This is a genomic window from Saccharothrix variisporea (genome assembly GCF_003634995.1).
Lineage (GTDB): Bacteria > Actinomycetota > Actinomycetes > Mycobacteriales > Pseudonocardiaceae > Actinosynnema > Actinosynnema variisporeum.
Genome location: NZ_RBXR01000001.1, coordinates 3,717,309 through 3,741,510 on the forward strand (window position 1 = coordinate 3,717,309; position 24,202 = coordinate 3,741,510).

Annotated in this window: 25 protein-coding genes and 2 tRNA genes; 9 read left to right on the forward strand and 18 right to left on the reverse strand. The window is 70.9% G+C overall.

Features of this window, described 5'->3' with window-relative positions; all coding sequences use genetic code 11:
• Positions 1–51: 51 nt before the first annotated feature.
• A complete protein-coding gene (locus tag DFJ66_RS16505; RefSeq protein WP_121222301.1) occupies positions 52–909 on the forward strand; it encodes an alpha/beta hydrolase in 858 nt (285 codons plus the stop codon).
• Here the strand turns inward: DFJ66_RS16505 and DFJ66_RS16510 are convergent.
• From DFJ66_RS16510 to tig, 5 genes are all read right to left on the reverse strand, one after another.
• The gene (locus DFJ66_RS16510; protein ID WP_121222302.1) at positions 906–1,493 is read right to left on the reverse strand and encodes an RBBP9/YdeN family alpha/beta hydrolase; all 588 of its coding nucleotides are present in this window, start codon (positions 1,491–1,493) and stop codon (positions 906–908) included. The two genes, DFJ66_RS16505 and DFJ66_RS16510, sit on opposite strands and share 4 nt — an antisense overlap.
• On the reverse strand, positions 1,490–2,770 hold the full coding sequence (gene clpX / locus DFJ66_RS16515; protein WP_121222303.1) for an ATP-dependent Clp protease ATP-binding subunit ClpX: 1,281 nt from the start codon (positions 2,768–2,770) through the stop codon (positions 1,490–1,492). The genes DFJ66_RS16510 and clpX overlap by 4 nt, the downstream gene beginning before the upstream one ends.
• 207 nt (positions 2,771–2,977) lie before the next feature.
• A complete protein-coding gene (locus DFJ66_RS16520; protein WP_121222304.1) occupies positions 2,978–3,604 on the reverse strand; it encodes an ATP-dependent Clp protease proteolytic subunit in 627 nt (208 codons plus the stop codon).
• Positions 3,605–3,635: 31 nt separating this feature from the next.
• A complete protein-coding gene (locus DFJ66_RS16525; protein ID WP_211351193.1) occupies positions 3,636–4,244 on the reverse strand; it encodes an ATP-dependent Clp protease proteolytic subunit in 609 nt (202 codons plus the stop codon).
• A gap of 131 nt (positions 4,245–4,375) precedes the next feature.
• Complete coding sequence (gene tig, locus DFJ66_RS16530; protein WP_121222305.1) at positions 4,376–5,755, reverse strand: trigger factor; 1,380 nt, start codon at positions 5,753–5,755, stop codon at positions 4,376–4,378.
• 1,224 nt (positions 5,756–6,979) lie between these two features.
• Between tig and DFJ66_RS16535 the strand changes: the two genes are divergently transcribed.
• Positions 6,980–7,885, forward strand: coding sequence for a LysR family transcriptional regulator (locus tag DFJ66_RS16535; protein ID WP_121222306.1), 906 nt, complete (start codon positions 6,980–6,982; stop codon positions 7,883–7,885).
• A gap of 117 nt (positions 7,886–8,002) precedes the next feature.
• Here DFJ66_RS16535 and DFJ66_RS16540 read toward each other — a convergent pair.
• Positions 8,003–8,076, reverse strand: a tRNA-Pro gene (locus DFJ66_RS16540).
• 61 nt (positions 8,077–8,137) lie between these two features.
• Here DFJ66_RS16540 and DFJ66_RS16545 point away from each other — a divergent pair.
• Positions 8,138–8,208: transfer RNA gene (locus tag DFJ66_RS16545), tRNA-Gly, on the forward strand.
• An 82-nt stretch (positions 8,209–8,290) separates the two neighbouring features.
• On the opposite strand, the gene DFJ66_RS16550 is transcribed toward DFJ66_RS16545, so the two are convergent.
• Positions 8,291–8,791, reverse strand: a complete 501-nt coding sequence (locus DFJ66_RS16550) for a DUF6228 family protein (protein ID WP_147459289.1) — start codon at positions 8,789–8,791, stop codon at positions 8,291–8,293.
• Positions 8,792–8,812: 21 nt separating this feature from the next.
• Between DFJ66_RS16550 and DFJ66_RS16555 the strand changes: the two genes are divergently transcribed.
• From DFJ66_RS16555 to DFJ66_RS16565, 3 genes are all read left to right on the forward strand, one after another.
• Entirely contained in the window at positions 8,813–9,088 is a 276-nt protein-coding gene (locus DFJ66_RS16555; RefSeq protein ID WP_121222308.1) for a PLDc N-terminal domain-containing protein, read from the forward strand.
• A 3-nt stretch (positions 9,089–9,091) separates the two neighbouring features.
• Entirely contained in the window at positions 9,092–9,430 is a 339-nt protein-coding gene (locus DFJ66_RS16560; RefSeq protein ID WP_121222309.1) for a VOC family protein, read from the forward strand.
• 159 nt (positions 9,431–9,589) lie between these two features.
• A complete protein-coding gene (locus DFJ66_RS16565) occupies positions 9,590–9,928 on the forward strand; it encodes a histidine triad nucleotide-binding protein (protein WP_121222310.1) in 339 nt (112 codons plus the stop codon).
• Positions 9,929–9,967: 39 nt separating this feature from the next.
• Here DFJ66_RS16565 and DFJ66_RS16570 read toward each other — a convergent pair whose 3' ends face one another.
• Positions 9,968–10,687, reverse strand: a complete 720-nt coding sequence (locus tag DFJ66_RS16570; RefSeq protein ID WP_170199441.1) for a maleylpyruvate isomerase family mycothiol-dependent enzyme — start codon at positions 10,685–10,687, stop codon at positions 9,968–9,970.
• A gap of 95 nt (positions 10,688–10,782) precedes the next feature.
• On the opposite strand from DFJ66_RS16570, the gene DFJ66_RS16575 reads away from it, so the two are divergent.
• On the forward strand, positions 10,783–11,991 hold the full coding sequence (locus DFJ66_RS16575) for a GNAT family N-acetyltransferase (RefSeq protein WP_121222312.1): 1,209 nt from the start codon (positions 10,783–10,785) through the stop codon (positions 11,989–11,991).
• A 76-nt stretch (positions 11,992–12,067) separates the two neighbouring features.
• Positions 12,068–12,847 carry a hypothetical protein gene (locus DFJ66_RS16580; protein ID WP_121222313.1) on the forward strand — a complete coding sequence of 260 codons (780 nt, stop codon included), beginning with the start codon at positions 12,068–12,070 and terminating at the stop codon, positions 12,845–12,847.
• A 44-nt stretch (positions 12,848–12,891) separates the two neighbouring features.
• On the opposite strand, the gene DFJ66_RS16585 is transcribed toward DFJ66_RS16580, so the two are convergent.
• The 7 genes from DFJ66_RS16585 to DFJ66_RS16615 all read right to left on the reverse strand — a co-directional run bounded on the left by DFJ66_RS16585 (position 12,892) and on the right by DFJ66_RS16615 (position 18,818).
• Positions 12,892–13,530 (reverse strand): pentapeptide repeat-containing protein, encoded by a 639-nt coding sequence (locus tag DFJ66_RS16585; protein WP_121222314.1) that lies wholly within the window; start codon positions 13,528–13,530, stop codon positions 12,892–12,894.
• Positions 13,505–15,133: a WXG100 family type VII secretion target gene (locus tag DFJ66_RS16590; protein WP_121222315.1), complete on the reverse strand. Its 1,629-nt coding sequence runs from the start codon at positions 15,131–15,133 to the stop codon at positions 13,505–13,507. Before DFJ66_RS16590 ends, DFJ66_RS16585 begins: the two co-directional genes overlap by 26 nt.
• A complete protein-coding gene (locus DFJ66_RS16595; protein WP_170199443.1) occupies positions 15,133–15,435 on the reverse strand; it encodes a type VII secretion target in 303 nt (100 codons plus the stop codon). Before DFJ66_RS16595 ends, DFJ66_RS16590 begins: the two co-directional genes overlap by 1 nt.
• 9 nt (positions 15,436–15,444) lie before the next feature.
• Positions 15,445–15,939: a YbaB/EbfC family nucleoid-associated protein gene (locus DFJ66_RS16600; RefSeq protein ID WP_170199445.1), complete on the reverse strand. Its 495-nt coding sequence runs from the start codon at positions 15,937–15,939 to the stop codon at positions 15,445–15,447.
• An 831-nt stretch (positions 15,940–16,770) separates the two neighbouring features.
• The gene (locus DFJ66_RS16605; RefSeq protein WP_121222318.1) at positions 16,771–17,574 is read right to left on the reverse strand and encodes an Fpg/Nei family DNA glycosylase; all 804 of its coding nucleotides are present in this window, start codon (positions 17,572–17,574) and stop codon (positions 16,771–16,773) included.
• The gene (locus tag DFJ66_RS16610) at positions 17,567–18,343 is read right to left on the reverse strand and encodes a hypothetical protein (protein WP_121222319.1); all 777 of its coding nucleotides are present in this window, start codon (positions 18,341–18,343) and stop codon (positions 17,567–17,569) included. Before DFJ66_RS16610 ends, DFJ66_RS16605 begins: the two co-directional genes overlap by 8 nt.
• 7 nt (positions 18,344–18,350) lie before the next feature.
• A complete protein-coding gene (locus DFJ66_RS16615) occupies positions 18,351–18,818 on the reverse strand; it encodes a ribose-5-phosphate isomerase (RefSeq protein WP_211351194.1) in 468 nt (155 codons plus the stop codon).
• A gap of 28 nt (positions 18,819–18,846) precedes the next feature.
• On the opposite strand from DFJ66_RS16615, the gene DFJ66_RS16620 reads away from it, so the two are divergent.
• Positions 18,847–19,560, forward strand: coding sequence for a 2-phosphosulfolactate phosphatase (locus DFJ66_RS16620; protein ID WP_170199447.1), 714 nt, complete (start codon positions 18,847–18,849; stop codon positions 19,558–19,560).
• Here the strand turns inward: DFJ66_RS16620 and DFJ66_RS16625 are convergent, their stop codons facing one another.
• The 3 genes from DFJ66_RS16625 to DFJ66_RS16635 form a co-directional block, all read right to left on the reverse strand.
• A complete protein-coding gene (locus DFJ66_RS16625; protein WP_121222321.1) occupies positions 19,561–21,828 on the reverse strand; it encodes an ATP-binding protein in 2,268 nt (755 codons plus the stop codon).
• 252 nt (positions 21,829–22,080) lie between these two features.
• Positions 22,081–23,436 carry an aldehyde dehydrogenase family protein gene (locus DFJ66_RS16630; RefSeq protein WP_121222322.1) on the reverse strand — a complete coding sequence of 452 codons (1,356 nt, stop codon included), beginning with the start codon at positions 23,434–23,436 and terminating at the stop codon, positions 22,081–22,083.
• 56 nt (positions 23,437–23,492) lie between these two features.
• Positions 23,493–24,101 (reverse strand): mycothiol-dependent nitroreductase Rv2466c family protein, encoded by a 609-nt coding sequence (locus tag DFJ66_RS16635; RefSeq protein WP_121222323.1) that lies wholly within the window; start codon positions 24,099–24,101, stop codon positions 23,493–23,495.
• Positions 24,102–24,202: the final 101 nt, after the last annotated feature.

The following is a 24,202-nucleotide window of genomic DNA, read 5'->3' on the forward strand; positions in this document are numbered from 1 at the left end:
CCGGCCCGGTCGAGGCGATGGGTAGCTGGGGGAATTCGCCGGAGGGGGGACATGGTCACCAGACGCACGGTGCTCGGCGCCGTCGGTGTGGCGGGGCTCGCCGTCGCGGGACTCGCGCTCGACGACCGGGCACCGCTGGGAGAGTCGTTGCGGCACGCGCTGGGCGTGGCCGGGCCGGTGCCGGCGCCGAAGAGGGCCGTCGTGAAGGCTGAGCGCGTGTGGTCGAAGTACCGGGGCCGTGAGGTGGAGTTGCTCACCCTGGTCCCGCCGGGTGTGGAGACCCGGGGTCTGCCCATGTCGATCCTGCTGCACGGCCGGTACGGCAGCGCCGGGTACGCCGCCGTGGGCGGGCTGCCGGAGGCGCTGGTGGCGGCCGTGTCGCGCGGCGCGGTGCCCCCGTTCGGGTTCGTCGCGGTGGACGGCGGGGACAACTACTGGCACGAGAACGTGCCGGGCGACGACCCGCTGGCGATGCTGCTGGAGGAGATCCCCCAGTGGCTGTCCGAGCGCGGGTTCGGCCCGGTGTTCGCGGCCACGGGCACGTCGATGGGCGGTTTCGGCGCGCTGCTGTACGCCAGGCGGCGGCACGAGCGTCGAGAGCCGCTCAAGGCGGTTGCGACCCTGTCTCCAGCGCTGATGACGTCGTGGGACGAGATGAAGAAGCGCAACGCGTTCGCCGACGAGGCCCAGTGGGCGTCCCTGGACCCGCTGCGCAACCTGAACGCGCACGGGCCGGTGCCGACCGGTGTGTGGGTGGGCGACAAGGACTGGTTCATCGAGGGGACTCGGCGGTTCATCGCCGCTACCAAGCCCGCCGTGGCGACCATCGTGCCCGGTGGCGGACACGACGACTCGACCTACCGCAAGGTCGTCCCTGACGTGGTCCGCTTCCTGGGCAAGCGCGTCTAGCGGGGCGTGAGCGGGGTCCGGTCGCTGCGGACCCACTTCAGGACCGCGGGCCACGGGCCGTAGCCGGCGGCCACGTTCAGGTGTGCGCCGCCGACGATGACGTCGAGGTCCAGGCGCAGGGTCTCCGCCAGCTCCTTGCCCTGGGCCAGGGTGCAGTACGGGTCGCCCTCGCCCAGCACCAGGCGGGTGGAGGCGGCGGCCCGGCGCACGAGGGTCGGGTCCAGCGGCGGGTGCAGGAACTCGGTGATGGCGGGCTCGTCGGTGAACCCCACGTGCACCGGGGCCACCAGCAGGACTCGATCCACGCGCAAGGCGGGGTCGAGGTCGCCGGCGGCGTGGTGCAGCCACAGCAGGCACGCCAGCGAGTGCGCGAGGACGACCCGTTCACCCTCCCGGGGGGCCGCCGCGAGGTGTTCGCGCAGCTCCGCGAGCCACACGTCCAGGCGCGGCTCATCCGGGAGGGTGAACTGGGGCACGTCCACCTGGCCACCGTGGTGGGCCAGTTCGCCCGCCAGCCAGTTCTGCCAGTGCGTCGGCCCGGAACCGCCCAGGCCGTGCAGGATGAGCGTGTACGGGAGGCTCACGCCGACTTCTCGCGGCGCTCCCGGCGGGACGGCTGCCGAGCCACGATCGTCGGGTTCACGTTCTCCTTCACCGTCTGCTCGGTGATGACGACCTTGGCGACGTCCGAGCGGCTCGGGATGTCGTACATCACCGGCAGCAGGACTTCCTCCATGATCGCCCGCAGGCCGCGCGCGCCGGTGCCGCGCAGGATCGCCTGGTCGGCCACGGCCTCCATCGCGGTCCGCGTGAACTCCAGCTCCACGCCGTCCATCTCGAACAGCTTCTGGTACTGCTTGACCAGCGCGTTCTTCGGCTCGGTGAGGATGCGGACCAGCGAGGCCTTGTCCAGGTTGGTGACGCTGGCCACCATCGGCAGACGCCCGATGAACTCGGGGATCAGGCCGAACTTGATCAGGTCCTCGGGCATCGACTCGGCGAAGTAGTCCGCCGCGTCGACCTCGGCCTTCGTGCGCACCTCGGCGCCGAAGCCCAGGCCGCGCTTGCCGATCCGGTCCTGGATGATCTTCTCCAGGCCCGCGAACGCGCCCGCCACGATGAACAGGACGTTCGTGGTGTCGATCTGGATGAACTCCTGGTGGGGGTGCTTCCGGCCGCCCTGCGGCGGGACGGAGGCCGTGGTGCCCTCCAGGATCTTCAGCAGGGCCTGCTGCACGCCCTCGCCGGAGACGTCCCGGGTGATCGACGGGTTTTCACTCTTTCGGGCGATCTTGTCGACCTCGTCGATGTAGATGATCCCGGTCTCGGCCCGCTTGACGTCGTAGTCCGCCGCCTGGATGAGCTTGAGCAGGATGTTCTCGACGTCCTCGCCCACGTAGCCCGCCTCGGTCAGCGCCGTGGCGTCCGCGATGGCGAAGGGCACGTTGAGCATCTTGGCCAGCGTCTGGGCCAGGTAGGTCTTGCCGCACCCCGTGGGACCGAGCATGAGGATGTTCGACTTGGCCAGTTCCACGCCGTCGTCGCGGCCCTCACGCCCGCGGTCACCCGCCTGGATGCGCTTGTAGTGGTTGTAGACCGCCACCGAGAGCGTCCGCTTGGCCTCGTCCTGGCCAATCACGTACTGGTCGAGGAACTCGTGGATCTCGGCGGGCTTCGGCAGCTCGTCGAGCTTCACGTCGCCGGCTTCGGCCAGCTCTTCCTCGATGATCTCGTTGCAGAGGTCGATGCACTCATCGCAGATGTAGACACCGGGGCCGGCGATGAGTTTTTTCACCTGCTTCTGGCTCTTCCCGCAGAAAGAGCACTTCAGCAGGTCGCCGCCGTCACCGATACGCGCCATGACCGCTGACCTCTGTCCCCTCCGGCGCACGACCTGGTGAAGTGCGCCTGACTGCTGTTCGGCTTACGCCCGCCGGCTGCGGGGTCAACCTCTTCCCCTCGACGGTACCTGGCCCACCCGCCTGTGCGGGAGGACCAGCGTGCCCCCGACACCCCGAACCACCCAGGATCCCCGGTCGGTTCGGCGTGTCGGGCGACACGCCGGGACTCACTTGGCGGAGAGCTTCCGGTACGGCAGGACGCTGTCCACGATGCCGTAGTCCTTCGCCTCTTCGGCGGTGAGGATCTTGTCGCGTTCGATGTCCGTGCGCACCTGTTCGGGCGTCCGGCTGGTGTGCTTGGCCAGCGTGGTCTCCAGCAGGCGGCGGACGCGCTGGATCTCGTTGGACTGGATCTCCAGGTCCGACACCTGGCCGTACACGCCCTCGGTGGCCGGCTGGTGGATCAGGATCCGCGAGTTCGGCAGCGCGTGGCGCTTGCCCGGCGTGCCCGCCGCGAGCAGCACGGCGGCGGCCGAGGCGGCCTGGCCCAGGCAGTAGGTCTGGATGTCCGGGCGGACGAACTGCATGGTGTCGTAGATGGCCATCAGCGAGGTGAACGAGCCACCCGGCGAGTTGATGTACATCAGGATGTCGCGGTCCGGGTCCTCGGACTCCAGCACCAGCAGCTGGGCCATCACGTCGTTGGCCGACGCGTCGTCCACCTGCACGCCGAGGAAGATGATGCGCTCCTCGAACAGCTTGTTGTAGGGGTTGGACTCCTTGATGCCGTAGCTGGTGCGCTCGACGAACGACGGGAGCACGTACCGGGACTGCGGCGCGTGGAACTGGCTCACTTGGTTACTCCTGGTCGGTGTGCTCGCCGGGTCAGTTGGTGTTCGCCTGGCTGGCGCGGGTGATCACCTTGTCCACGAAGCCGTACTCCAGGGCCTCCTGGGCGGTGAACCAGCGGTCGCGGTCGGAGTCCGCGATGATCCGCTCCACCGGCTGACCGGTGTGCTCGGCGATCAGTTCGGCCATCTCCCGCTTGGTGCGGGTGAGCATGTCCGCCTGGATGGCGATGTCGGCCGCGGTGCCGCCGACGCCCGCCGACGGCTGGTGCATGAGGATGCGGGCGTGCGGGAGCGCGTGGCGCTTGCCGGGGGTGCCCGCCGACAGCAGGAACTGGCCCATCGACGCCGCGAGACCCATCGCGACCGTCGCCACGTCGGGCTCGATGAGCTGCATGGTGTCGAAGATCGCCATGCCCGCGGTCACCGAGCCGCCGGGCGAGTTGATGTAGAGCGTGATGTCCTTCTCGGGGTCCTCGGCCGCGAGGAGGAGCAGCTGTGCCGTGATCTGGTTGGCGATGCCCTCTTCGACCTGCGACCCCAGCACGATGATCCGCTCGCGGAGCAGGCGCTCGTAGACCGAGTCGTTGAGGTTCATCCCCGTGGCCGACCGCATCTCGGGCGTCGGGAAGAAGTGCTGCGTCACGTCTGCCTGCCTAACTTTTTGCCGAAAAGAGTCTCGTGACAACGACCTTAACGAAGGCGGGCGGCGTCGCCTTCCCGACACCGCCCGCGTTCGCTCAGGGCTTCACTCCAGGGTGATTTTCGTCCGCCCGATCAGGCGTTCGGCGCAACCGCGGATTCCTCAGTGGACTCCACCGCCGGCGCGGCGGCCTTCGGGTCGCCGAAAAGCTCGTCCAGGTCCAGGGCGTTGCCCGAGGTGTCGGTCACCGTGGCCTGGCGCACGACCGAGGCCAGCGCCTTGCCGCGGCGCACGTCGGCGAAGATGGCGCCGAGCTGGCCCGACTGCTGGGCGCGCTTGACGTACTCGTCCGGGCTGATGCCGAAGCGCTGGGACTGGTAGATGATGCGCTCGGTGAGCTCGGCGTCGGACACGCCCAGCTCCTCGGCGTCGGCGATGGCGTCGAGCACCAGCTGCGTCTTGACCGCCTGCTCGGCGGCGGTGCGCACCTCGGCGTCGAACTCCTCCTTGGTCTGCCCCTGCTCGGACAGCCACTCGGCGAAGCGCGCCTCGTCGTGGTCGAACGCGTGCACGGCGTCGTGCTCGCGGGCCTCGACCTCGCCCTGGACGACGGCCTCGGGCAGCGGGACCTCGACGGCCGCCAGCAGCGCCTCCAGGACCTTGTCGCGGGCCTGGACGCCCTGCTGCATCTTCTTCACCCGGCCCAGGCGGACCTTCAGGTCCTCCTTCAGCTCGTCCAGGGTGTCGAACTCGCTGGCCAGCTGGGCGAACTCGTCGTCCAGCTCGGGCAGCTGGCGCTCCTTGACGGAGTTGAGCACCACGGTGACCTCGGCCTCGCGGCCGGCGTGCTCACCGGCCACCAGGGTGGTCGTGAAGGTCTTGGACTCGCCCTCGGACGCGCCGACCAGGGCGTCGTCGATGCCCTCCACGAGCTGGCCGGAGCCGATCTCGTAGGACAGGCCGGTGGTCTTGGCCTCCTCGACCTCCTCGCCGTCCACGGTGGCGGCCAGGTCGACGGACACGAAGTCGCCGGTCTGGGCCGGGCGCTGGACGCCGACGAGGGTGCCGAAGCGGGCGCGCAGCTCGTCGAGCTGGGTCGCCACGTCCTCGTCGGTGACCTCCTGCTCGTCCACGGTCACCGACAGCTCGCCGAACGCGGGCACGGTGATCTCGGGGCGGACGTCGACCTCGGCGGTGAACGCGAGCGACTCGCCGTCCTCGATCTTCGTCACCTCGAAGTCGGGGCGGCCCAGCGTGCGCAGCTCGCCGGAGCTGACGGCCTCCAGGTACTTCGCGGGGATGGCCTCCTGCACGACCTCGTCCAGGACGGGCGCGCGGCCGATGCGGCTCTCCAGCACGCGGGCGGGAGCCTTGCCGGGGCGGAAGCCGGGGATGCGGACCTGCTTGGCCAGCTTGCGGTAGGCGCGGTCGAAGTCCGACTTGAGCTCGTCGAACGGCACCTCGACGTTGATCCGGACCCGCGTCGGGCTCAGGTGCTCGACGGTGCTCTTCAACGTGGTCTCCTCGTAACGGGCAGGACGTGCGGAACACCCCGGCGACGCCCGCGCGGGGGCCGGAGTGGAGACCCGAGTCTATGCGGTGCGCCGCGACCCGGGTGGCCGACCCCGGATGTCGTCACCTTGCCCCCGCACGCCGCGCACGCCGCCGATCACCCCGGTCTCCGCACACCTGCCCGCCGCACCCGCGTACCACTGTCCGTTCGTTGTGCGTGCGTGCTCACACTGCGCCACCGGCCCGACGCTCCCCGGCCCCGCCCGCGCCGCCGCGCACAGACACGTCCGCGCCATTTCCCGACCTGGCCCCACGGACGGCGCAGCGCGTTCTGGCGTTCGGCTCAATACCATTTGCGGGTCGTTACCGTTCTTTCCATTTCCGGACACCCGGAATGCATTCACCCGGACCGCACGGCGGGTATGCACCCGAGGACCGGTTTCGATCTTGCCCGGCGCACGCAATCCGCACCGGTGCGGACACGTCCGTGTGAGCCGGACCGCAAGGAGCGGGGTTGCCCGTGCCGCGTTCCGGCCGCACCCATACGCACGAACGGACCAACACCCGTCCCCGGCACTAGGCCATTGGAGTGGCACTGCCGGACGTTGACTCAGCGAAACACCCCATCACCCAGCGAAGTCGCGAGACCATGGTGTAACACGGATGTCGTAACGACGACTAACGGTCGGCGACGAGCGCGGGGAGGTGGTTCGTCACAAGGGGTGAATTGAGGCCGTTCGGAGTAGCGCTCGACAGAAAAGTTTCACTTGTCGAGATGACTCCACTCGCCGTAGTCCATTAGTGTGGGTTTCAGGTAGCGTGACGCCCGGACCCGCATCGCTGGACCACGAAATAATTCACGTTGCCGGACGTTCTGGGGGGCCAGCAGCGGACGCCACCGGCAACCGGGACCGAGGAACGAGCGAGACAATGTCATCGAGCTTCTTAACCACCTACCAGACAAGGTGCCGATGACCCGATGAGAGCCATTCCGCCGCTGCCGAGCAGTGCCCCCGGACCTGACCCGGGCGTCGGCTGTGCACACCATCGTGTCGGCTTCCGACAGGTTCTGGCAACCACACGAGTCCATCGGGTACCGCCCCTCACGGGAGAGCGGCGATGTTGATCAACGAGTAGTGGGTCGACTGCCGCCATGCACCGAACCCTCGGCCGGGTCGTCCCTCCGTCCGGCCGCGGATCACTTTCACGCACCGTTGGGGAGCTCCATGGAGACGCGTCAGCTTTTGGCGTTCACAACTGTGGTTCAAACGGGCAGTTTCACCAAGGCAGCCGCCACGCTGAATTGCTCGCAACCCACCATCACCACGCGGATCAAGGCACTCGAAGAGACCCTTGGGGTGCCGCTGTTCCGCAGGCTGCCGCGAGGCATACAGATGACCTCCGCGGGAGTCGAGCTGCTGCCTTTCGCGCGCAACATCATCACCTTGACCGACAAGGCGCGAAAAGCGATCACGATGAACGGCGAGCCGCACGGCAAGCTGGTCATCGGCAGCGCACAGAGTCTGACCGACTACCGACTGTTACCTCTGATCGAGTACATGTGTTGGAGGTACCCGAGCGTCCAGATCTCCCTGCACTCGCGCAACACCGCCACCAACCTGGCGTCGGTTCGCGAGGGGAGGCTGGACTGCGCGTTCTTCATCGGCCCGGTCGAGGCCCGCGAGGGCTTGGAGACGACCGTGCTGTGCCCGGAACCGCTGGTGATGGTCGCGGGCCCGACCCACGCCCTGACCCGGCGCTCGGTGATCACCGAGGACGAGCTGCGCGGCAGCACGCTCATCCGGGCGGAGAACGGCGCGAGCTACTACGAGCAGTTCGAGCAGGCGCTGGGGTTGCAGGACGCCGAGTCCCGCTCGCCGGTGCTGGCTCTGGATTCGATCGACGCCGCGAAGCGCGCGGTGGCCTCGGGACTGGGGATCTCGTTGATGCCCGAGGTGACCGTCGCGGCCGAACTGGCGGACGGGCGGCTGTGCCGCCTGCCGTGGGTACCCCCGTTCCGGGTGTACACGCAGTTCGCGTGGCGGCAGGACAACTCCACCAACCCGTCGGTGACCGCTCTGGTGTCCGCGGCGGCGCAGGTGGTGAGTGAACAGGTGGCCCAGCCCGCCTGACAAGCACGACCACTGGGGAACGGCCGTTCTTGAGCGCCCAGGCGCGGGTGTGCTCAAGAACGGCACTGGAACAGCGAAAAGCCCTGACCAACCACGTTCGGTCGGCCAGGGCAACCGTCGGGGCGACAGGATTTGAACCTGCGACCCCCCGCTCCCAAAGCGGGTGCGCTACCAAACTGCGCCACGCCCCGGTCCCCACCACCCTATCGCGACAGGCTAAGCTGACCCCGCGCCCACCCCCGTGGACGCGATGCGGGTGTAGCTCAATGGTAGAGCCCCAGCCTTCCAAGCTGGTCATGCGGGTTCGATTCCCGTCACCCGCTCTCTCTCGTCACCGCTGGTAGAGGCCCGTGCAGACCGTCCCTCGTGGACGGTCTTCTGCGTTTTCGGGGGCTTCGCACGCGCTCAGGGCACGGCGGGGTGGGTGAGCAGGTGGTGGAGGTCTTGGGTGAAGGTGCGTAGTTGTTCGCCTGCCTCCACGTCGATGGTGACGGTGGCCTCCCACGGGGTGGGGCGGTGGTGCCAGGTGCGCAGGGTCCACGTCAGGGTTACGTGGTGGCCGGTGTGGGTGGCGGTTACGACGAGGTTGTCGTCGTAGGTCTGCCAGGTTCTGGGGCCTGGCCAGCCCGCGAAGTCGTCGACCAAGGTCTGGAGGAAGCGGCTCAGGGGGTCTGGTTCCATCACGCCCACTGTTACGCCGTGGGCGGTGCAGTGGAGGGTTTCGACGTTGGAGTCGTAGCCGAGGTCTACGCAGATTTCGCGTGAACCGTCGCCGTGGGGGTCTACCGGGTTGCTGAAGGTGATCCACGTGCCGGTTTCGGAGCGCACGGTGACGTGCTCTGGGGGCGGGTGGTCGCAGGGCATGGCCTTCACTCGGGTGGGTGGCGTGGCGGGCGGAATGTTCACGGGGTCGTAGCGTGGGTGGGCATGGTGATGGTGGTGGTGCAAGAGACCGCTGATGATGCCCTTGGCGTTGGGGTGTTGTTGTTCCTGGCCGGGCTTGCGGTGGCGTTGGTGGTGTTGTGGGTGGCTGCCCTCGTTTCCGTGTTGCGGCATCCGCGGTTGACCGGGGGCGGGAAGTTCCTCTGGATCCTGGTGATCTTCGCGTTTCCGCTGCTGGGCAGCATCGGGTGGTTCGTGGCGGGTAAGGACGCCCAGTTGGTGAAGACGCCTGTGGGGCCGCCTGCGTCGACCATGATGTGAGCTATGAGGCTTGATCAGATCGTGGTCGACTGCCGGGAACCTGCTCGGCTGGTGCGGTTCTGGGCCGGGTTGTTGGGTGGTGCCGTGGTCGAGCGGGAGCGTGGGTGGGCGCATGTCGAGCCGCCTGGGTGGCCGCGGATCTCGTTCCAGCCCGTGCCCGAAGGGAAGGTCGCCAAGAATCGGCTGCACCTGGATGTGGGGGTGGACGACATCGCCGTTGCGACGGAGAAGGCGGTGGGGCTGGGGGCTCGGGTGGTGGGTGGGGTGGTCACCGACGAGCAGGGGAGTTTTCAGGTGTTGGTGGATCCCGAGGGCAACGAGTTCTGCCTCGTCATCAGCTAGTGTCGTCAGGCTAAGAGGTGACCGCGCGCCAGAGGGCCTCGCCGAAGCGGATGGCCAGCAGCACCATGAGGAAGCCGATGCCGAAGGTCACCAGGCATCTCAGCACGAGTCGCAGCTTCGCGCGGGTCATCGGCACAGTGTGCGCCCTACGATGCCCTGGTGACCGCGGATTGCGTGTTCTGCCGGATCATCAACGGTGACGCCACAGCACGAGTTGTGCTTGAGACCGACACGGTGTTGGCGTTCCACGACATCAATCCCCAGACGCCGACGCATGTGCTGGTGATCCCCAAGGAGCACTTTCCGGCCGTGGGCGACATGGACCCGACGACGGCGGGCGAGGTGCTGGCGGCGGCGCACCAGGTGGCGAAGGCCGAAGGGGTTGACGAGAGCGGCTATCGGCTGGTGTTCAACACCGGGCCGGACACCGGGCAGACGGTGTTCCACGTGCACTGCCATGTGCTGGGTGGGCGTGAGTTGCACTGGCCGCCGGGCTGACACACGAGCACTATCCGATCGCGGAGGCTACAGAGAGCGCTATCCGGTGGCGGCGGCTACAGAGGTGCGGAGTGCGTGTACCACCGAAAGGTCGCCCTCCACCGACAGTTCCGACTCGGGAACCCGGCCCCACAGCCACAAGTCCACCGCCGACGCCGAACCGGACACCACCGCCGCCGGGTCGGCCGAGGCGCAGAAGTCCACGACCTCCTCGTGCAGCGCCACCGTCCACTCCCTCCCCGGCACGCGGAGGGTGATCGCACGGCCGTCGCAGTGGGCCGCCGGGGGTAAGTGGCAGCCCAGCCACAACCGCAGGACCTCCTCGATGCCGTCCACGGCCAGGGCGTGGTCCAAGGGTGCGGCCAGACCGGCGGCGGCCTGGGCGTCCACGCGGTGCACGGCCGTCTCGTGTGCCATGCGGCGCAACCAGAAGCCGACCGTGCGGTCCCACGGGCACCACGTGGCCGCCGGTTCGGCGGCACGCGTCGGGTCCAGCACGGCGATCAGCGACGCCGCCCCGATCCGGTACCAGTCGACGGGGTCGGCACCGGCCGGGTCCCGCGGCCACTCCCGCGGTCTGCTGCCCCGCGTCACCCACCGCACCACCAGCCGGTGCACCGAACCGACGTGCCGGACCAGGTCGGCCACGGTCATCCCGGGACATCCGGGGACTGGTCGGTCCGGCGGCACCAGGTCCGCGGCCACCGCGAGTGCGGCTGCCTCGGTCCGGAGGGCGCCGCCCAGCGCGTGTGGGTCCACCCGTGCAGCATGTCCGAGCCCGGCCGCCCGACGCGACCCCTGATCGCCGAAAACCCGTTCGCGCGAACCGGCCGCGCGGCGTATGAAGAACGGTCATGGCGCTCACTCTCCGCACGCTCCGGTACGACGAGCTGGCCACCTACCAGCACGTCTTCAACCAGGCCTTCCTCTCCGACAGCGCCGAGGACCGCCTGGAGCGGTGGCGGGACGTCTTCGAGCCCGACCGGCACCACGGCGTCTTCGAGGACGGCGAGCTGCTCGCCGGCGCGGGCATCCAGACCCGGGACATCACGGTGCCCGGCGGCGGGCCGCAGCCGGTCGCGGCGGTCACGGGAGTGGCGGTGAAGCCGGGACACCGCCGGCGTGGCCTGCTCACCAGCCTGATGACCGCCCAGCTGAAAACCCTGCACGACGAGGGTCGCGAGGCGATCGCCGCGCTGTGGGCGTCGGAAGCGGGCATCTACGACCGCTTCGGCTACGGCCTCGCCGCGGAGTTCAACCGCATGTCGGTGCCCGCGAAGGCGGCGTTCCGCCCCGGCGTGACGACCGGCGGCACGCGGCTCCGCGAGGCACCGGCCGCCGAGGCGATGCCGCTGGTCAAGGCGATCTACGACCGGGTCCGGCCGTCCCGCACGGGGTGGCTGAGCCGCGTCGACGCGATGTGGGACCACCACCTCGCCGACGAGGAGCACGACCGCGACGGCCTCACCGCCTACCGGTACGTCCTGCACCCGCACGGCTACGCCGTCTACCGGGTCAAGGGCAACTGGGTGGACCAGGGCCCGCGCAACGAGCTGCACGTCCGCGAGATCGCCGCCGAGACCGACGAGGCCTACGCCGCGCTCTACCGGTACCTGCTCGACCTGGACATGGTCGGCGAGCTGAAGTTCTTCACCGCCTCCGACGACCCTGTCCTGCACCTGCTGGCCGACCAACGGCTCGCGCTGCGGTCGCGGGCGGACTCGCTGTGGGTGCGGGTGGTGGACGTCGACCGGGCGTTGCCGCTGCGGCGCTACCTGTCCGACGTGGACGCCGTGCTGGACGTGCGGGACGCGTTCTGCCCGTGGAACGCGGGCCGGTGGCGGCTGACCGTGAAGGACGGCGAGGCCTCGGTCCGCCGGGTGGACGACGACCCGGACGTCGAGCTGGACGTGCAGGCGCTGGGCGCGGCGTTCATGGGTGGCACGCGCCTGGCCACGCTCGCCCGCGCACAGCGGGTGCGTGAACTCACACCGGGCGCGCTGAACGCCTTGTCACACGCGTTCCTGGGCGACCGCGAGCCCCACTGCCCGGAGGTGTTCTGAGCCCTCCGGGAACCCGGAGCCGCCCGGAAACCGTTGAAAGGGACACAACGCCCGTCGCTGTCCCGGGAGGCCCCTGGTGAACGCCACCATCGTGGTGCTCGTGCTGATCGTCCTGGTCGTGGGCGGCGGGTGGTACCTCGCGAAGACCCGTGCCGCGGCCCGCCAACGGGCCCTGGAGGACGCGCAGGCCGAGGCCCGCCGCTGGGTGGAACGCCTGGGCGGTCAGGTGATGAGCCTGACCGGCACCGACGTCGCCTCCACGCAGGCCCTCGCCGACGCCTCGGAACGCTTCACGGCCGCCGGCTCGCAGATGGAGCAGGCCCGCACGCTGGAGCAGTGCAAGCTTGTCACCCAGACCGCGATGGAGGGCCTGTACTACGTCCGCGCGGCCCGCACGGCGATGGGCATGGACCCCGGCCCCGAGCTGCCCGACCTCAACGGCCAGGGCCGCGCCGGCAAGGTCTCGGAGGACCGCGAGGTCACCGTGCAGGGCCACAACTACGCCGCCTCCCCGCACCCCGGCGCGGGCACGCCGCACTACTACCCCGGCGGCATGGTGGCCGGGCGTCCGGTTCCCCAGGGCTGGTACAGCGAGCCGTGGTGGAAGCCGGCGCTGGTGGCGGGCGTGTGGGGCGTGGGCACGTTCCTGCTGTTCGACGCCATGTTCACCGGGATGGCCGGTGTCGCGATGGCCGACGCCTACTCGGACGGCTACGCGGACGGCATGGCGGCCGACGACGGCGGTGGCGACTTCGGCGGTGACACCGGTGGCGACTACGGCGCCGGGGACTTCGGTGGCGGTGACTTCGGCGGGGACATGGGCGGCGGCATGGACTTCGGCGGCTTCGACATCTAGCCCGAAACGCGTTGCGCGTGCCTCAAGAGCCCGCGCAACGCGCCTTAAACGGACTCGGTCCGCAGCACCGACACAGCGGCACCGCGTGCGCCGAACCACTGCTCCAGTTCCGTCCCGTCGAGCTTCACGCCCGGCAGGACCTCCGCCGGACCCAGGACGGTCCCGCGCATCCCGACGACCGTGGCGTCCACCAGGACCGCGTCCCAGAACGACGTGAGCGCCACCACCGAGCCCGACAGGTCGGCCCGGCTGAAGTCGCACCTGCGGAAGGTCGCGTCGGTCAGGTTCGCACCGCTCAAGTCCGCCTCGGTGAACCTGGCGTCCGTGGCGTCCGCCTTGGTCAGGTTCGCCCCGGCCAGCTTGGCGCGGACGAAGCTCGCGCCCTGGACCTGAGCGCGCACCAGATCGGCTTCCGTCAGGTCGGCGCGGATGAACCGGGCGCCTTCGCAGTGCGCCGCCCACAGCTCGATCCCGCGCAGCACGGTGTCGGCCAGGTTGGCGCGGCTGAACCAGGACTCCACGAACGGTCCGCCGGACAGGTCGGCGCCGCGCAGGTCGAGGTCCAGGGCGTAGAGGGGCTGCGACGGGTCGGCCAGCCACTCCCGGAACGCCTCCACCGCCTCGGCGGACGCGGGCCACCTCGGCGGCTGCCAGGGGTCACGGGTACCAGATGATTCGGTCACCCCAGCCCTCCTTCGCGACGACGGACTTCATGCTCTCGATGGCGGCGGCGTCGGCGTTGCGCGTGTCCATGATGACGTTACGCTGCTTCCTGAACTGGCCTTCGACGACGTCGCGGAACCACTTCTCGGTGTAGCCGTTCTGGTAGGGGCCGCTGTTGCGAACCTTCTCCGCGGTCTCGGGCGGCCAGTCGGAGTGGGCGCCCTTCATGTCCCACTTCTGGCCGTTGGCGTCCACGAAGTCGCCCTGGCCGGGGATCAGTTTGCCGTTGGCGTCCTTGGGCCGCTCGAACGGGCCGTAGCCGCGTTCTTCCAGGTCGAACATCACCCGGGCCTCGTCCTTGGAAGAGGGGCGGATCTTGCCGTTGTGGTCCGGGTCGCGGGCGACGTCGTTGAAGCGCTCCGCGTTCTTCGCCTCCAACTCCTTCAGGTGCTTGTCCAGCGCGGCCTTCTCGGCCGGGGTCAGCTCCGGGTGGGGCTGGGACGGGTCGGTGGGCCGGCGCGGCAGCGCCGGATGCGGGTCGCCGCCGGGGGTCGGGGTCGGGGGCGGGTTGTTGTCGCCGGGCGGCTTGCCCGAGCCGCCGCCGGAACCGTCGGTGGGCGGGGTGGTGCCACCCGAGGTGGGGGTCTCGCCGGGCTTCGGCGGGGTGTCCACGTGCGGGTTGTCGACGCCCGAGGTGTGCGTGGTGCCGCCCGTCTGCGGGGGCTGGGACACCGGTGCGCCGGAGGTGTTGGTGTTGCCGCCCGTGGGTGCGTCGGTGGTGCCCTTCGGCTTCACGTCGGTGTTGCCGGGCTTCTTCACCGGGTCCGGGGCGTGCGGCCCGCCGGGCGCGTCCGGGGCCTTGCGCAACGCCTTCAGGCCCCGCTTGATCAGGTCCCACAGCTCGTCCAGGCGCGACAGCAGCGGGCGCAGCTTGGCGATCGACCGCAGCAGCAGGGTGATCTTGTCGCCGATCTTCGCGACCCACTTGGCGATGATCGAGGTGGCCGCCGCCACCACGTGCGGCGTGGCGAAGCCCAGGGTCACGGCCTCCTCGGCCAGCCACTGCGGGATGCGGGCGACCAGCGTGGCCACGCACTCGGCGATCAGGTCCCGGACCAGGCCGCGCACGGTGCCGACCAGGACGCCGCTGACCTCCACGACCGAGCTGATGATCGCGGCGCAGTTGGCGGCGGCGGTGATGTGCTGGGACTGGTTGGTCACCGACGTGCGGTAGGCGTCCGCGGCGGGACCGGTCCACCCGGCCGTGCCGCGGGTGGTCTCGGCGGTCAGGTCGCCGCCCGCCCGGTTCACCGCCTGGGACACGTTCTGCCACGTCTTGGCGTAGGCCGCGATCTGGTCGCTGTCGCCGGCCAGCCAGTTCAGGGCGTCGCGCAACGGCCCGATGTGCTCGATCAGCCACGACACCGCGGAGGCGATGAGCGAACCGAACGGGTCCAGGACGAACGACAGGGCTTCCAGGCCGGTGCCGGCCAGCCCCAGCCCGCCCTCGATCCACGAGCCGTTCTGGACGCCGTTGTAGAGGTCCACGGCCGACTCGACGATGCCGATGCCGGTGTAGGACTTGGTGGAGTCCTCGCGCGGCGCGACCAGCGGGTTGTTCATCAGGCGCCGCCCGCGAACGGGCGCGCGTTGCTCTGCTCGACGGCGTCGTAGTCCGCGGCGGTGCGCCGGACGCCGGCGATGGTCTCGGCGACCGACCCGGCCACCTCGGTCAGCGACGCCACGCCGGCGTTGGCGATGAACACCATCATCGGCGGCAGCATCGAGCACGTCTTGCCGTAGGCCGAACCGGACAGGCTGACCTGGCGGGCGGCGTCCACCGCCTGGTTCAGCTGGTCCTCCACGCCGCGCAACCGGTCGGCGTGGCCACGTAACTCGTCGGCGACGACCTGGTAGCCGCTCACGCACACCCCCTACTCGGTGACGGCGGGACCATCCCAGTCCTCGTCGTCCTGGACGGGCCGCCGCACGGGCGGCGGAGGCGCCGACGGCCGCACCTGCTCCGCCCAGGGCGGGGTGTCGGGCGCCGGCTCGGGGAAACGCTGCCGGTACGACGAGACGAGCGCCTCGGCGGTTCCCGGCTCGTCCACGCCCACGGACGTGACGATCTCGGACACCGCGCCCGCGATGCGGGACTGGGCACGGCGGATGGTCGCCATGATCGAGGCGGCGAGCGTCGCACCGGACACCTCACGCGCCTTGTCGGAGATCTCCAGGTGCTGCAACGCCCCGGACGCGCCCACGGACAGCCGCACGAGCCCATCGCGCGACACCTCGTGCACGACGACCTCGGCCACCTGGTTGCTCACCTGCTGGTACTTCTCCGCCTTGGCCGCGACGCCGGCCACCCACCGGGCGATCTCCTGCTCCGTGCGGACCTCGTCGCCGCCGAACACGGGTTCGGTCACCACGTGCCCCCTCTCCTGCACCGGTGATCGTTCCGGGGCGGGGTTGCGTTAGCTCGCGCAGGCCCAGCAGTGTCCAGCAAGGCGCCCTCACCCGGGAACCCCCTGCCGAGCCGCACCCGACACTCCCCTTTCCGCGATTAGCGCGACTTTCCGCTCTTCGACGCGCGAAGCGCGGCTTTCGTGTGTGGTGGTCCCAACCACAGGTGGAGGGCCTCGGTTCCCCCGCCGTATGGCCTGCCCGAAGGGCTACCACATTTTGGGTCGGGTGCAGCCGAAAGTTTTGCGAGGAACGAGCAAAAGTTTTAGCGGCACCCGGCCCAAAATGTGGTTGGCTCCGCCAGGCCATACGGCGGGGGAACCGACGCCCTTCACCCCCCGCTGGCGGCCTGCCGCGCGGCGAGCGCCGCTTTTGATCTTTTGATCTTTCGAGCGCTTCGCGCGTACCAGCGCGAAGCGCGTTCGGCTTGAGAGCGAAGCGTTCAGTTCAAAGCTCTTAAAAGCGAAAAGCGCCTCGCCGGCGGGCAGGCCACCAAAGATGACTCAACTGCAACGGCGGGGGCTTCTTGCTTCTGCCATCTCCGTATGGCCTGGCGGAGCCTACCACATTTTCCAGGGGTTGCCGCTAAAACTTTTGCTCGTTCCTCGCAAAACTTTCGGCTGCAACCCCTGGAAAATGTGGTAGCCCTTCGGGCAGGCCATACGGAGATGACAAAAGCAAGAAGCCCAAGTTGGGTTGTGTCCTCACCGGTGGACTGCCACCCGGCAAAGCGGGTGGACTGCCGACTCGCCGGCTTCGCCGAAGGCTGCGCGCGAGGGTGTTGGCGGCAGGGGTTAGGACGGTTGGCACCCCGGGCACCAGAACAGGTTGCGGCCCGCCAGGTCCGCCATCGCCACCGGCGTGCCGCAGACCAGGCACGGGAGACCGGCGCGGCGGTAGACGTAGACCTCGCCGCCGTGACGGTCTTGGCGCGGCGCGCGGCCGGTGGCCTCCGGTAGGTGCTCTGGGCGGACGGTGTCGATGCGGCCGATCTTCACGCCGGCGCGCATGAGCACCACCAGGTCCGACCACAGCTCGCCCCACAGCGCGTGGTCGATGCGGTGGCCCGCGGTGAGTGGGTGGATGCCGTGGCGGAACAGGACTTCCGCTCGGTAGACGTTGCCGACACCGGCCAGCACGGCCTGGTCCATCAGGAGCACGCCGATGGACTGGCGGGACTTCGAGATCTTGGCGAACGCGCGGTCCGGGTCGGCGTCGCGGCGCAGCGGGTCCGGGCCGAGGCGGGTGCGCAACGCCCTGACCTCGGCGTCGGTCAGCACCTCGCAGCGGGTCGGGCCGCGCAGGTCGGTCCAGTGGGTTTCGCCGACCAGGCGCATCCGGACCTGGCCGACCGGGTCGACCACGGGGTGCTCGAACTCGGTGAACGTCCCGTACAAGCCCAGGTGGACGTGGACCGTCGCGTCCGGGCCGTAGACGTGGAACAGGTGCTTGCCGTGCGCTTCGGCTTTCCGCAGCACCTGACCGTCCACAGTGGACGCGCTGAACCGGCCCTGCGGACTGGTCACCTCGACCGCCCGACCGGCGTAGCGGCGCTGGTGCAGGCGGGCGAGGCGGTGGAGGGTGTGGCCTTCAGGCATCGAACGGCACCACCGAGCACAGGTGGGTGCGCACGACGGTGCTGGAGTCGCGGCGCAGGAGTTCGCGTGCGAGTGGCACCGCTCGCGCGCGGTCGTGCTTGGCCAGGACGGCGCACAGGTCCGCCAGCTGGAGGGCCAGGTGGAAGCCGGCGGAGCCGAACCGCGGGGCCTTCGGCGTCGGGAACGTGCGCATGGGCCTCAGCGCGGGCGGGACGGCGGAAGGCGGTGGGACGACGGTGCAGACCGGCTTGGGGACGGCCGGGACGGTCCACGCGTCGGCGGGCCGGGTCAGGCCGCGCTCGACCACGGCCGCGAGGTCCGGGGCGAAGGACTCGTCGTCGGCCGCGCGGGCGAGCTGCCAGCCGAAGTACAGCTGGTCGGCCTTGTCGACCATCGCCCGCAGGACGCGCCGGCGGTCGGGTTCGGCGATGTCGGGCACGAACCGCGCGCCGTCGGCGACCGCCTCGGCCAGGGCGGGGAAGGTGAGGTCGCGGCCGGCGGCGTCGGTGAGCATCCCGTGCCACGGCGACCCGCGGCCCTGCTCGACCGTCGCCGCCACCACCGGGTACACCGGGGCGTGGCCCCACGCCGTGAGCGCCAGCAGGGCCAGGTAGCGGTGGTAGCGGGAGGCGGCGTCGTCGACCAGGACGGACCGCAGCCCCGGCACCCGTTCCAGGTACCGGGGCTCGTCGGCCGCCGCGTGGATGACCGTCTCGGGGTCCGGTAACCGGGCGCCGTCGAGGTCGGTGAAGAGCAGGTCGCGGATCATCGGGTGATCAGGGCAGCGGCGGGGCTTCGTGGGTGCGCTCGTAGTCGCTCAGGATGGCGATCCGGCGCGCGTGGCGCTCCTGCCCGGAGAACGGGGTGGCCAGGAACGCCTCGACGATCTCGACCGCCTCCTCGGTGGTGTGCATCCGCGCGCCCAGGCCGATGAGCTGGGCGTCGTTGTGCTCGCGGGCCAGCTTCGCGGTCTCCACGCTGTAGGCCAGCGCGGCGCGGGCGCCGGGCACCTTGTTGGCCGCGATCTGCTCGCCGTTGCCGGAGCCGCCGATCACGACGCCCAGGCTGCCCGCGTCGGCCACCACGCGGCTCGCCGCCTCGATGCAGAACGGCGGGTAGTCGTCCTCGGCGTCGTACTCGGCCGGACCGACGTCCACCACGTCGTGGCCGGCGGCGGCAAGGTGCTTCGCGAGGTGGGCCTTCAGCTCGAAGCCCGCATGGTCGGATCCCAGGTAAACGCGCACGTCCGGGGAGTCTGCCATCCTTGGGCAGGTGTTCGGACAAGAGGGTTCCCAGCTCAGGCTGGAGTGGGGCGACGAGGGCGTCACGGCGCTGGGTGGGCTGTGCGCCGTGCTCGTGATCGTCGACGTGCTGTCCTTCAGCACCGCCGCCGACATCGTCGTCGGTCGGGGTGCCGCCGTGCGGCCCGTGCGCTGGACCGACCGGGAACGCGCGGCCCGACCCGCCGACCCGACGTGGTCGCTGCGCCCGTCGTCGCTGGTGGAGATCCCGGCCGGCACGCTGCTGGAACTGCCGTCCCCGAACGGCGCCACGCTGTGCGACCTGGCCGGGGCCACCGGGTCGGTCGTGCTGGCGGGGTGCCTGCGCAACGCGCGGGCCGTGGCGCTGGCGGCCCGAGAGCTGGCGCAGGGCGGGCCGATCGGTGTCGTGCCGGCGGGCGAGCGGTGGGGCGTGGACATCAACAGCCCCAAGACCGCCCACCGCGGCCCGTTGCGGCCGGCGGTCGAGGACCTGCTGGGTGCGGGCGCGGTGATGGCGTCGCTGCTGGGGTACGGCGGGGCGTCGGTCGAGGCGTGCGTGGCGGCGGAGATGTTCGCGCGGGCCTCGGTGGAGGACGTCATGGCCGGGTGCGTGTCCGGGCGGGAGCTGGTCGCGGCCGGTCACGCGGGGGACGTGGAGCTGGCCTCGCAGGTGAACGTGAGCACCGCCGTGCCCCGGCTCGTGGACGGCGTCCTGCGGGCCTGATCAGGTGTTGCGGCCGATCCACGCGGCCAGTTCCACGCGGTTGGTCACGCCGGCCCTGGTGAAGATCGCGGTCAGGTGGTTCTCCACGGTGGAGACCGACAGGTGCAACGTGGTGGCGATCGCGTGGTTCGGGTGACCGGCCGCGACCAGCAGGGCGATCTCCCGCTGCCGGGTGGTCAGGTCCGCCAGGGCCGCGCGTCGGGACAGCGGGCGCAGGGCCAGGTCGTGGACGGCGTCGCGGTCGGTGAGGGTCGTGCCGCGTTCGTAGGCCGCCTGGAAACGGTCCTCGCCCAGCATGTCGGACACCGTCTTCCTGGCCTTTTCGCGTTGCCGGCCGAAGGGGACCAGGCCGCCGATGGCCACGCCGGTCGCCCGTTGGAGGCTCACGGCCGCGCCCAGCAGTTCCGCCGTCGACTCCAGCACGCCCGACGCCGACGGGTCCTGCTCGGCCAACGCCGCCAGGGCCCAGGCGATGGCCTCGCAGGACCACGTGCTGCCCCACTGCTCCCGCAGCTCCACCTGGGTCTCCAGGCTCTCGCGGAACCACGCCGCCGCCCGCGCCGGGTCGCCGTGCCGGAGCGGGACCAGGCCGCAGGCCCACCGCGCCCAGCTCGCCGCCCAGGTCGCGCCGGCGGTCTCGGCGTCGGTCAGGCAGTCCTCGGTGGCGGCGGTGCCGGTGGCCTCGTCGCCGTGGAAGCCCGCGGCGAGGGCCCGGATGAGCTTGAACTGACCCCGGTCGCCCGGCGAGTCGGCCAACCGGACGGCCCGGTCCAGCAGGTCGATGCCGCGCGGGTCGTCGGAGACGAGGGTGGCGCAGGCGCCTTCGAGGAAGACCACGGGAGCCACCTCGGCGGGGCCGACCAGCTCGCGGCAGTGGGCGAGGGCGGTCCGGGCGGTGGGCTGGGAGCCCTGGCAGAGGGCGATCCAGCCGAGCATCGCGGTCGCGCCGACGCGTTCCGGGGACGGGCGGACCGGGGCCAGGTCCAGCAGGGTGGACAGCCACGTGCGGAACTCGCCGAGCAGGGCGTGGAAGAACTGCACGCGCAGGCGGGACAGGTCGGTCAGCAGGCCCAGGCCCAGTTCGGCGCGGTCCGGGGTGGTGGCGCAGTGGTTGAGGGCGGCGCGGAAGTTGGGCATCTCGTCGTGGGCCGCGCGGAGCAGGGTGACCTCGGCCGGCGAGTACCAGTCGGCCGCGCAGCGGGCGGCGAGGGCGCGGAAGTACCGGCTGTGGGCGTCGCGGACGCGGTCCTGCTCACCCAGGGCGGCCAGGCGGCGGCGTCCGTGTTCGCGGATCGGTTGCAGCTGGTGGTAGCGGCCGTCGTGACCGGCGTTGACCAGGGACTTCGCCACCAGGTCGGCCAGGAGGTCCACGACGTCGTGCCGGGCGATGCCGTCGCCCGAGCAGACCTCCTCGACGGCGTGCAGCGAGAACCCGCCGGCGAACACGGAGATGCGGGCCAGCAGGCGCTGCTGCTCGGGTGAGCACAGGGCGTAGGACCAGTCGAGGGTCTGTTCCAGCGTGCGGTGGTGGCTGCGGACGCGGCGGGTCCGGGTGGTGAGCAGGCGACCGCCGTCCAGGCGGTCCAGGACGTCACGCGGGGCCATGCCGCCGCCCAACCGGACGGCGATCAGCTCCAGGACGAGGGGCAGGCCGCTGGACCACTCCACCAGCTCGGCGAGCGCGGCCCGGTCGGCGGCGGGCGTGCCGTGGTGCCCGGCTGCCTCGGCGCGACGCAGCAGGAGGCGCATCGCGTCGGAGTCGGCCCCGCCGTCGAGGGACAGCGGCGGCACGACGACGGTCCGCTCTCCCGCGATGCCCAGGTGGTGCCGGCTGGTGGCCAGCACGCGCACGGCGGGCGCCTCCTCCAGCAGCACCGCGCACAGGTCGCCCGCCGCGTCGGCCAGGTGCTCGCAGTTGTCCAGCACGAGCAGCAGTTCGCGGTCCCGGACGTGGTCCAGCAGCACGTCCACGGGGTCGGCGCTGGACTGGTCGGTGATGCCCACCGCGTGCACGACCGCCCGGTGCAGCTCCTCGGGCCGGGTCGCGTCACCCAGCCGCGCCACCGCCACGTCTCGGCACCGCTCGTCGCGGTGCCGGCGGGCGACCTCGAGCGCGAGCACGGTCTTGCCGACGCCGCCGGGGCCCGCGAGCGTCACCACCCGGTCCGGGCCGAGCAGGTGACCGGCGGTCGTCGCGACCAGCGCGTCCCGCCCGACCAGCTCGGTCACGGGTGCGGGCAGACCGGTCCGCGTCCGTCCTGTCGTCATCGTCCCCCCACCGCCTCCCAGGAGGCCGACCCCGGAGCTTAGGGGACCCCCCGGGTGGCCGGAGTGCGGAGTTCCCGGGTACCGGCGGGCGGGCCCGGACGGGAAAGTGGGCCCGTTCCTCTCCCGAGGACAACGAACGGTCGTGCCCGCGGTGACTGGCTCTCCCCAGCGCTCTGCCCGGCGCGGCCGAAGGGGGGCTGTCGTCGGGGTCCAGCGCGGGCCGTCCCAACCCGCCGGACCCCGATCGACACCTCACCGCTGGACGGACTTGACCTCGGTGAACTCGTCCAGCCCGAACCGCCCGAACTCGCGCCCGTTGCCGGACTGCCGGTAGCCGCCGAAGGGCGCGCTGGTGTTGAACGCGGCCCCGTTGATGTCCACCTGACCGGTGCGCAAACGCTTGGCGACGGCCAGCGCGCGGTCGGCGTCGGCGGAGAAGACCGCGCCGCCCAGGCCGTAGACGGTGCTGTTGGCGATCCGCACGGCGTCGTCCTCGTCGGCGTACGGCATGACCGACAGGACCGGCCCGAAGATCTCCTCCTGCGCGATCGCCATGTCCGGCGTGACGTGCCCGAACACCGTCGGCGTCACGTAGAAGCCCCGGTCGGTGGGCCGCTCGGGGCCGCCCTGGGCCAGGGTCGCGCCCTCCTCGACCCCACGCCGGACGTAGCCGACGACCCGGTCGCGCTGGGCGGCGGACACCGCCGGGCCGAGGCGGGTGGTGGCCAGCGCCGGGTCACCCGGCTCGTACTTGGCGGCAGCGGCGGCGGCGATCTCCAGGGCCTCGTCGTGCCGGGACGCGGGCACCAGCAGCCGGGTCCACGCGCTGCACGCCTGGCCGTTGTTCATGAACGCGTTGGCCGCGCCGATCTTCACCGCGCGGCCCAGGTCGGCGTCGTCCAGCACGACGTTGGCCGACTTGCCGCCCAGCTCCAGCGCCACCCGCTTGACCGTCTCGGCGGCCAGCGCGGCGACCCGGCGACCGGCCCGCGTGGACCCGGTGAACGACACCATGTCCACCAGCGGGTGCGCGGCCAGCGCCTCGCCGACCACCGGCCCCGTGCCGTGGACCAGCGAGAACACGCCGTCCGGCACGCCCGCCGCACCCAGCACCTCGGCCAGCAGGTCCGCGGTGAACGGCGCCAGCTCGCTCGGCTTGAGCACGACCACGCTGCCCGCGGCCAGCGCCGGCACGACCTTGGCCACCATCTGCTGGAGCGGGAAGTTCCACGGCGTGATCGCGCCGACCACACCCACGGGCTCGCGCAGGACCAGCGAGTTGCCGATCTCCTCACCCGCGAAGTAGCCGTCGTCCAGCGCGTCGGCCACGCCGCGGGCGATCCCGACCGGGTTCGGGACCTGCACCTTCCGGGCGAACGTGATGGGCGTGCCCATCTCGGTGGTCATGGTCGAGGCCAGGTCCTCGGCCCGCGCCTCCAGCTCGTCGGCGATCCGCCGGACCAGCTTGGCGCGTTCCTCCACCGGGGTCGCCGCCCAGTCCTCGAAAGCGGCGGAAGCCCTGGTCACAGCGTTGTCCACGTCCTGCGGGGTACCGGGGCGGACGGTGCCGACGACCTCTTCGGTGGCCGGGTTCACGACCTCGATCATGACGCTCCTGTGACACTCTGAGGCGATTTCTGCCCCAGAGTGTCACATCGACCGGGTCAGGAGAAGTCCAGACCCCCGGTCCGGGTGCGCTTCAGCTCGAAGAACTTCGGGAAGCTCGCCAGCGCCACGGCGCCGTCGAACACCTTCAGGGCGTCCTCGCCGCGCGGGATGGCGGTCAGCACCGGGCCGAAGAACGCCACGCCGTCGATGTGGATGGTCGGGGTGCCGACGTCCTCGCCCACCGGGTCCATGCCGCGGTGGTGGCTGGCCTTGAGCTCCTCGTCGTAGTCGGTCGAGTGGGCGGCCTCGGCGAGCTCGGCGGGCAGGCCGACCTCCTCGAGCGCCTGCTTGATGACCACGTCGTAGTCCTTGTTGCCCTCGTTGTGGATGCGGGTGCCGAGGGCGGTGTAGAGGTCGCGCAGGACGTCGTCACCGTGGTGCTTGGCGGCGGCGATGGCCACCCGCACCGGGCCCCACGCCTTGTCCAGCAGCTCCCGGTACCCGGGGTCCAGGTCACGGCCCGAGTTGAGCACCGACAGGCTCATCACCCGGAAGTTCAGGTCCAGGTCACGCTGCTTCTCCACCTCCAGGATCCACCGGGACGTGATCCAGGCGAAGGGGCAGACCGGGTCGAAGTAGAAGTCGACCTTGGTGGGTGCCGACATGTCGGGTGTCTCCTCGTGTGCTCGTGCGGCGGTCCGCCGCGGCGGCGTCCTCCAGGTCCAACCCCGCGACTCGACGGAGTCTTCCCTCGGACGCCAGTCCA

Coding starts and splice junctions, on each gene's coding strand:
- DFJ66_RS16505 (WP_121222301.1), top strand. CDS start 52: ATGGTCACCAGACGCACGGTGCTCGGCGCCGTCGGTGTGGCGGGGCTC.
- clpX (WP_121222303.1), bottom strand. CDS start 2,770: ATGGCGCGTATCGGTGACGGCGGCGACCTGCTGAAGTGCTCTTTCTGC.
- DFJ66_RS16535 (WP_121222306.1), top strand. CDS start 6,980: ATGGAGACGCGTCAGCTTTTGGCGTTCACAACTGTGGTTCAAACGGGC.
- DFJ66_RS16555 (WP_121222308.1), top strand. CDS start 8,813: ATGGTGATGGTGGTGGTGCAAGAGACCGCTGATGATGCCCTTGGCGTT.
- DFJ66_RS16560 (WP_121222309.1), top strand. CDS start 9,092: ATGAGGCTTGATCAGATCGTGGTCGACTGCCGGGAACCTGCTCGGCTG.
- DFJ66_RS16575 (WP_121222312.1), top strand. CDS start 10,783: ATGGCGCTCACTCTCCGCACGCTCCGGTACGACGAGCTGGCCACCTAC.
- DFJ66_RS16590 (WP_121222315.1), bottom strand. CDS start 15,133: ATGAACAACCCGCTGGTCGCGCCGCGCGAGGACTCCACCAAGTCCTAC.
- DFJ66_RS16605 (WP_121222318.1), bottom strand. CDS start 17,574: ATGCCTGAAGGCCACACCCTCCACCGCCTCGCCCGCCTGCACCAGCGC.
- DFJ66_RS16610 (WP_121222319.1), bottom strand. CDS start 18,343: ATGATCCGCGACCTGCTCTTCACCGACCTCGACGGCGCCCGGTTACCG.
- DFJ66_RS16625 (WP_121222321.1), bottom strand. CDS start 21,828: ATGACGACAGGACGGACGCGGACCGGTCTGCCCGCACCCGTGACCGAG.
- DFJ66_RS16630 (WP_121222322.1), bottom strand. CDS start 23,436: ATGATCGAGGTCGTGAACCCGGCCACCGAAGAGGTCGTCGGCACCGTC.
- DFJ66_RS16635 (WP_121222323.1), bottom strand. CDS start 24,101: ATGTCGGCACCCACCAAGGTCGACTTCTACTTCGACCCGGTCTGCCCC.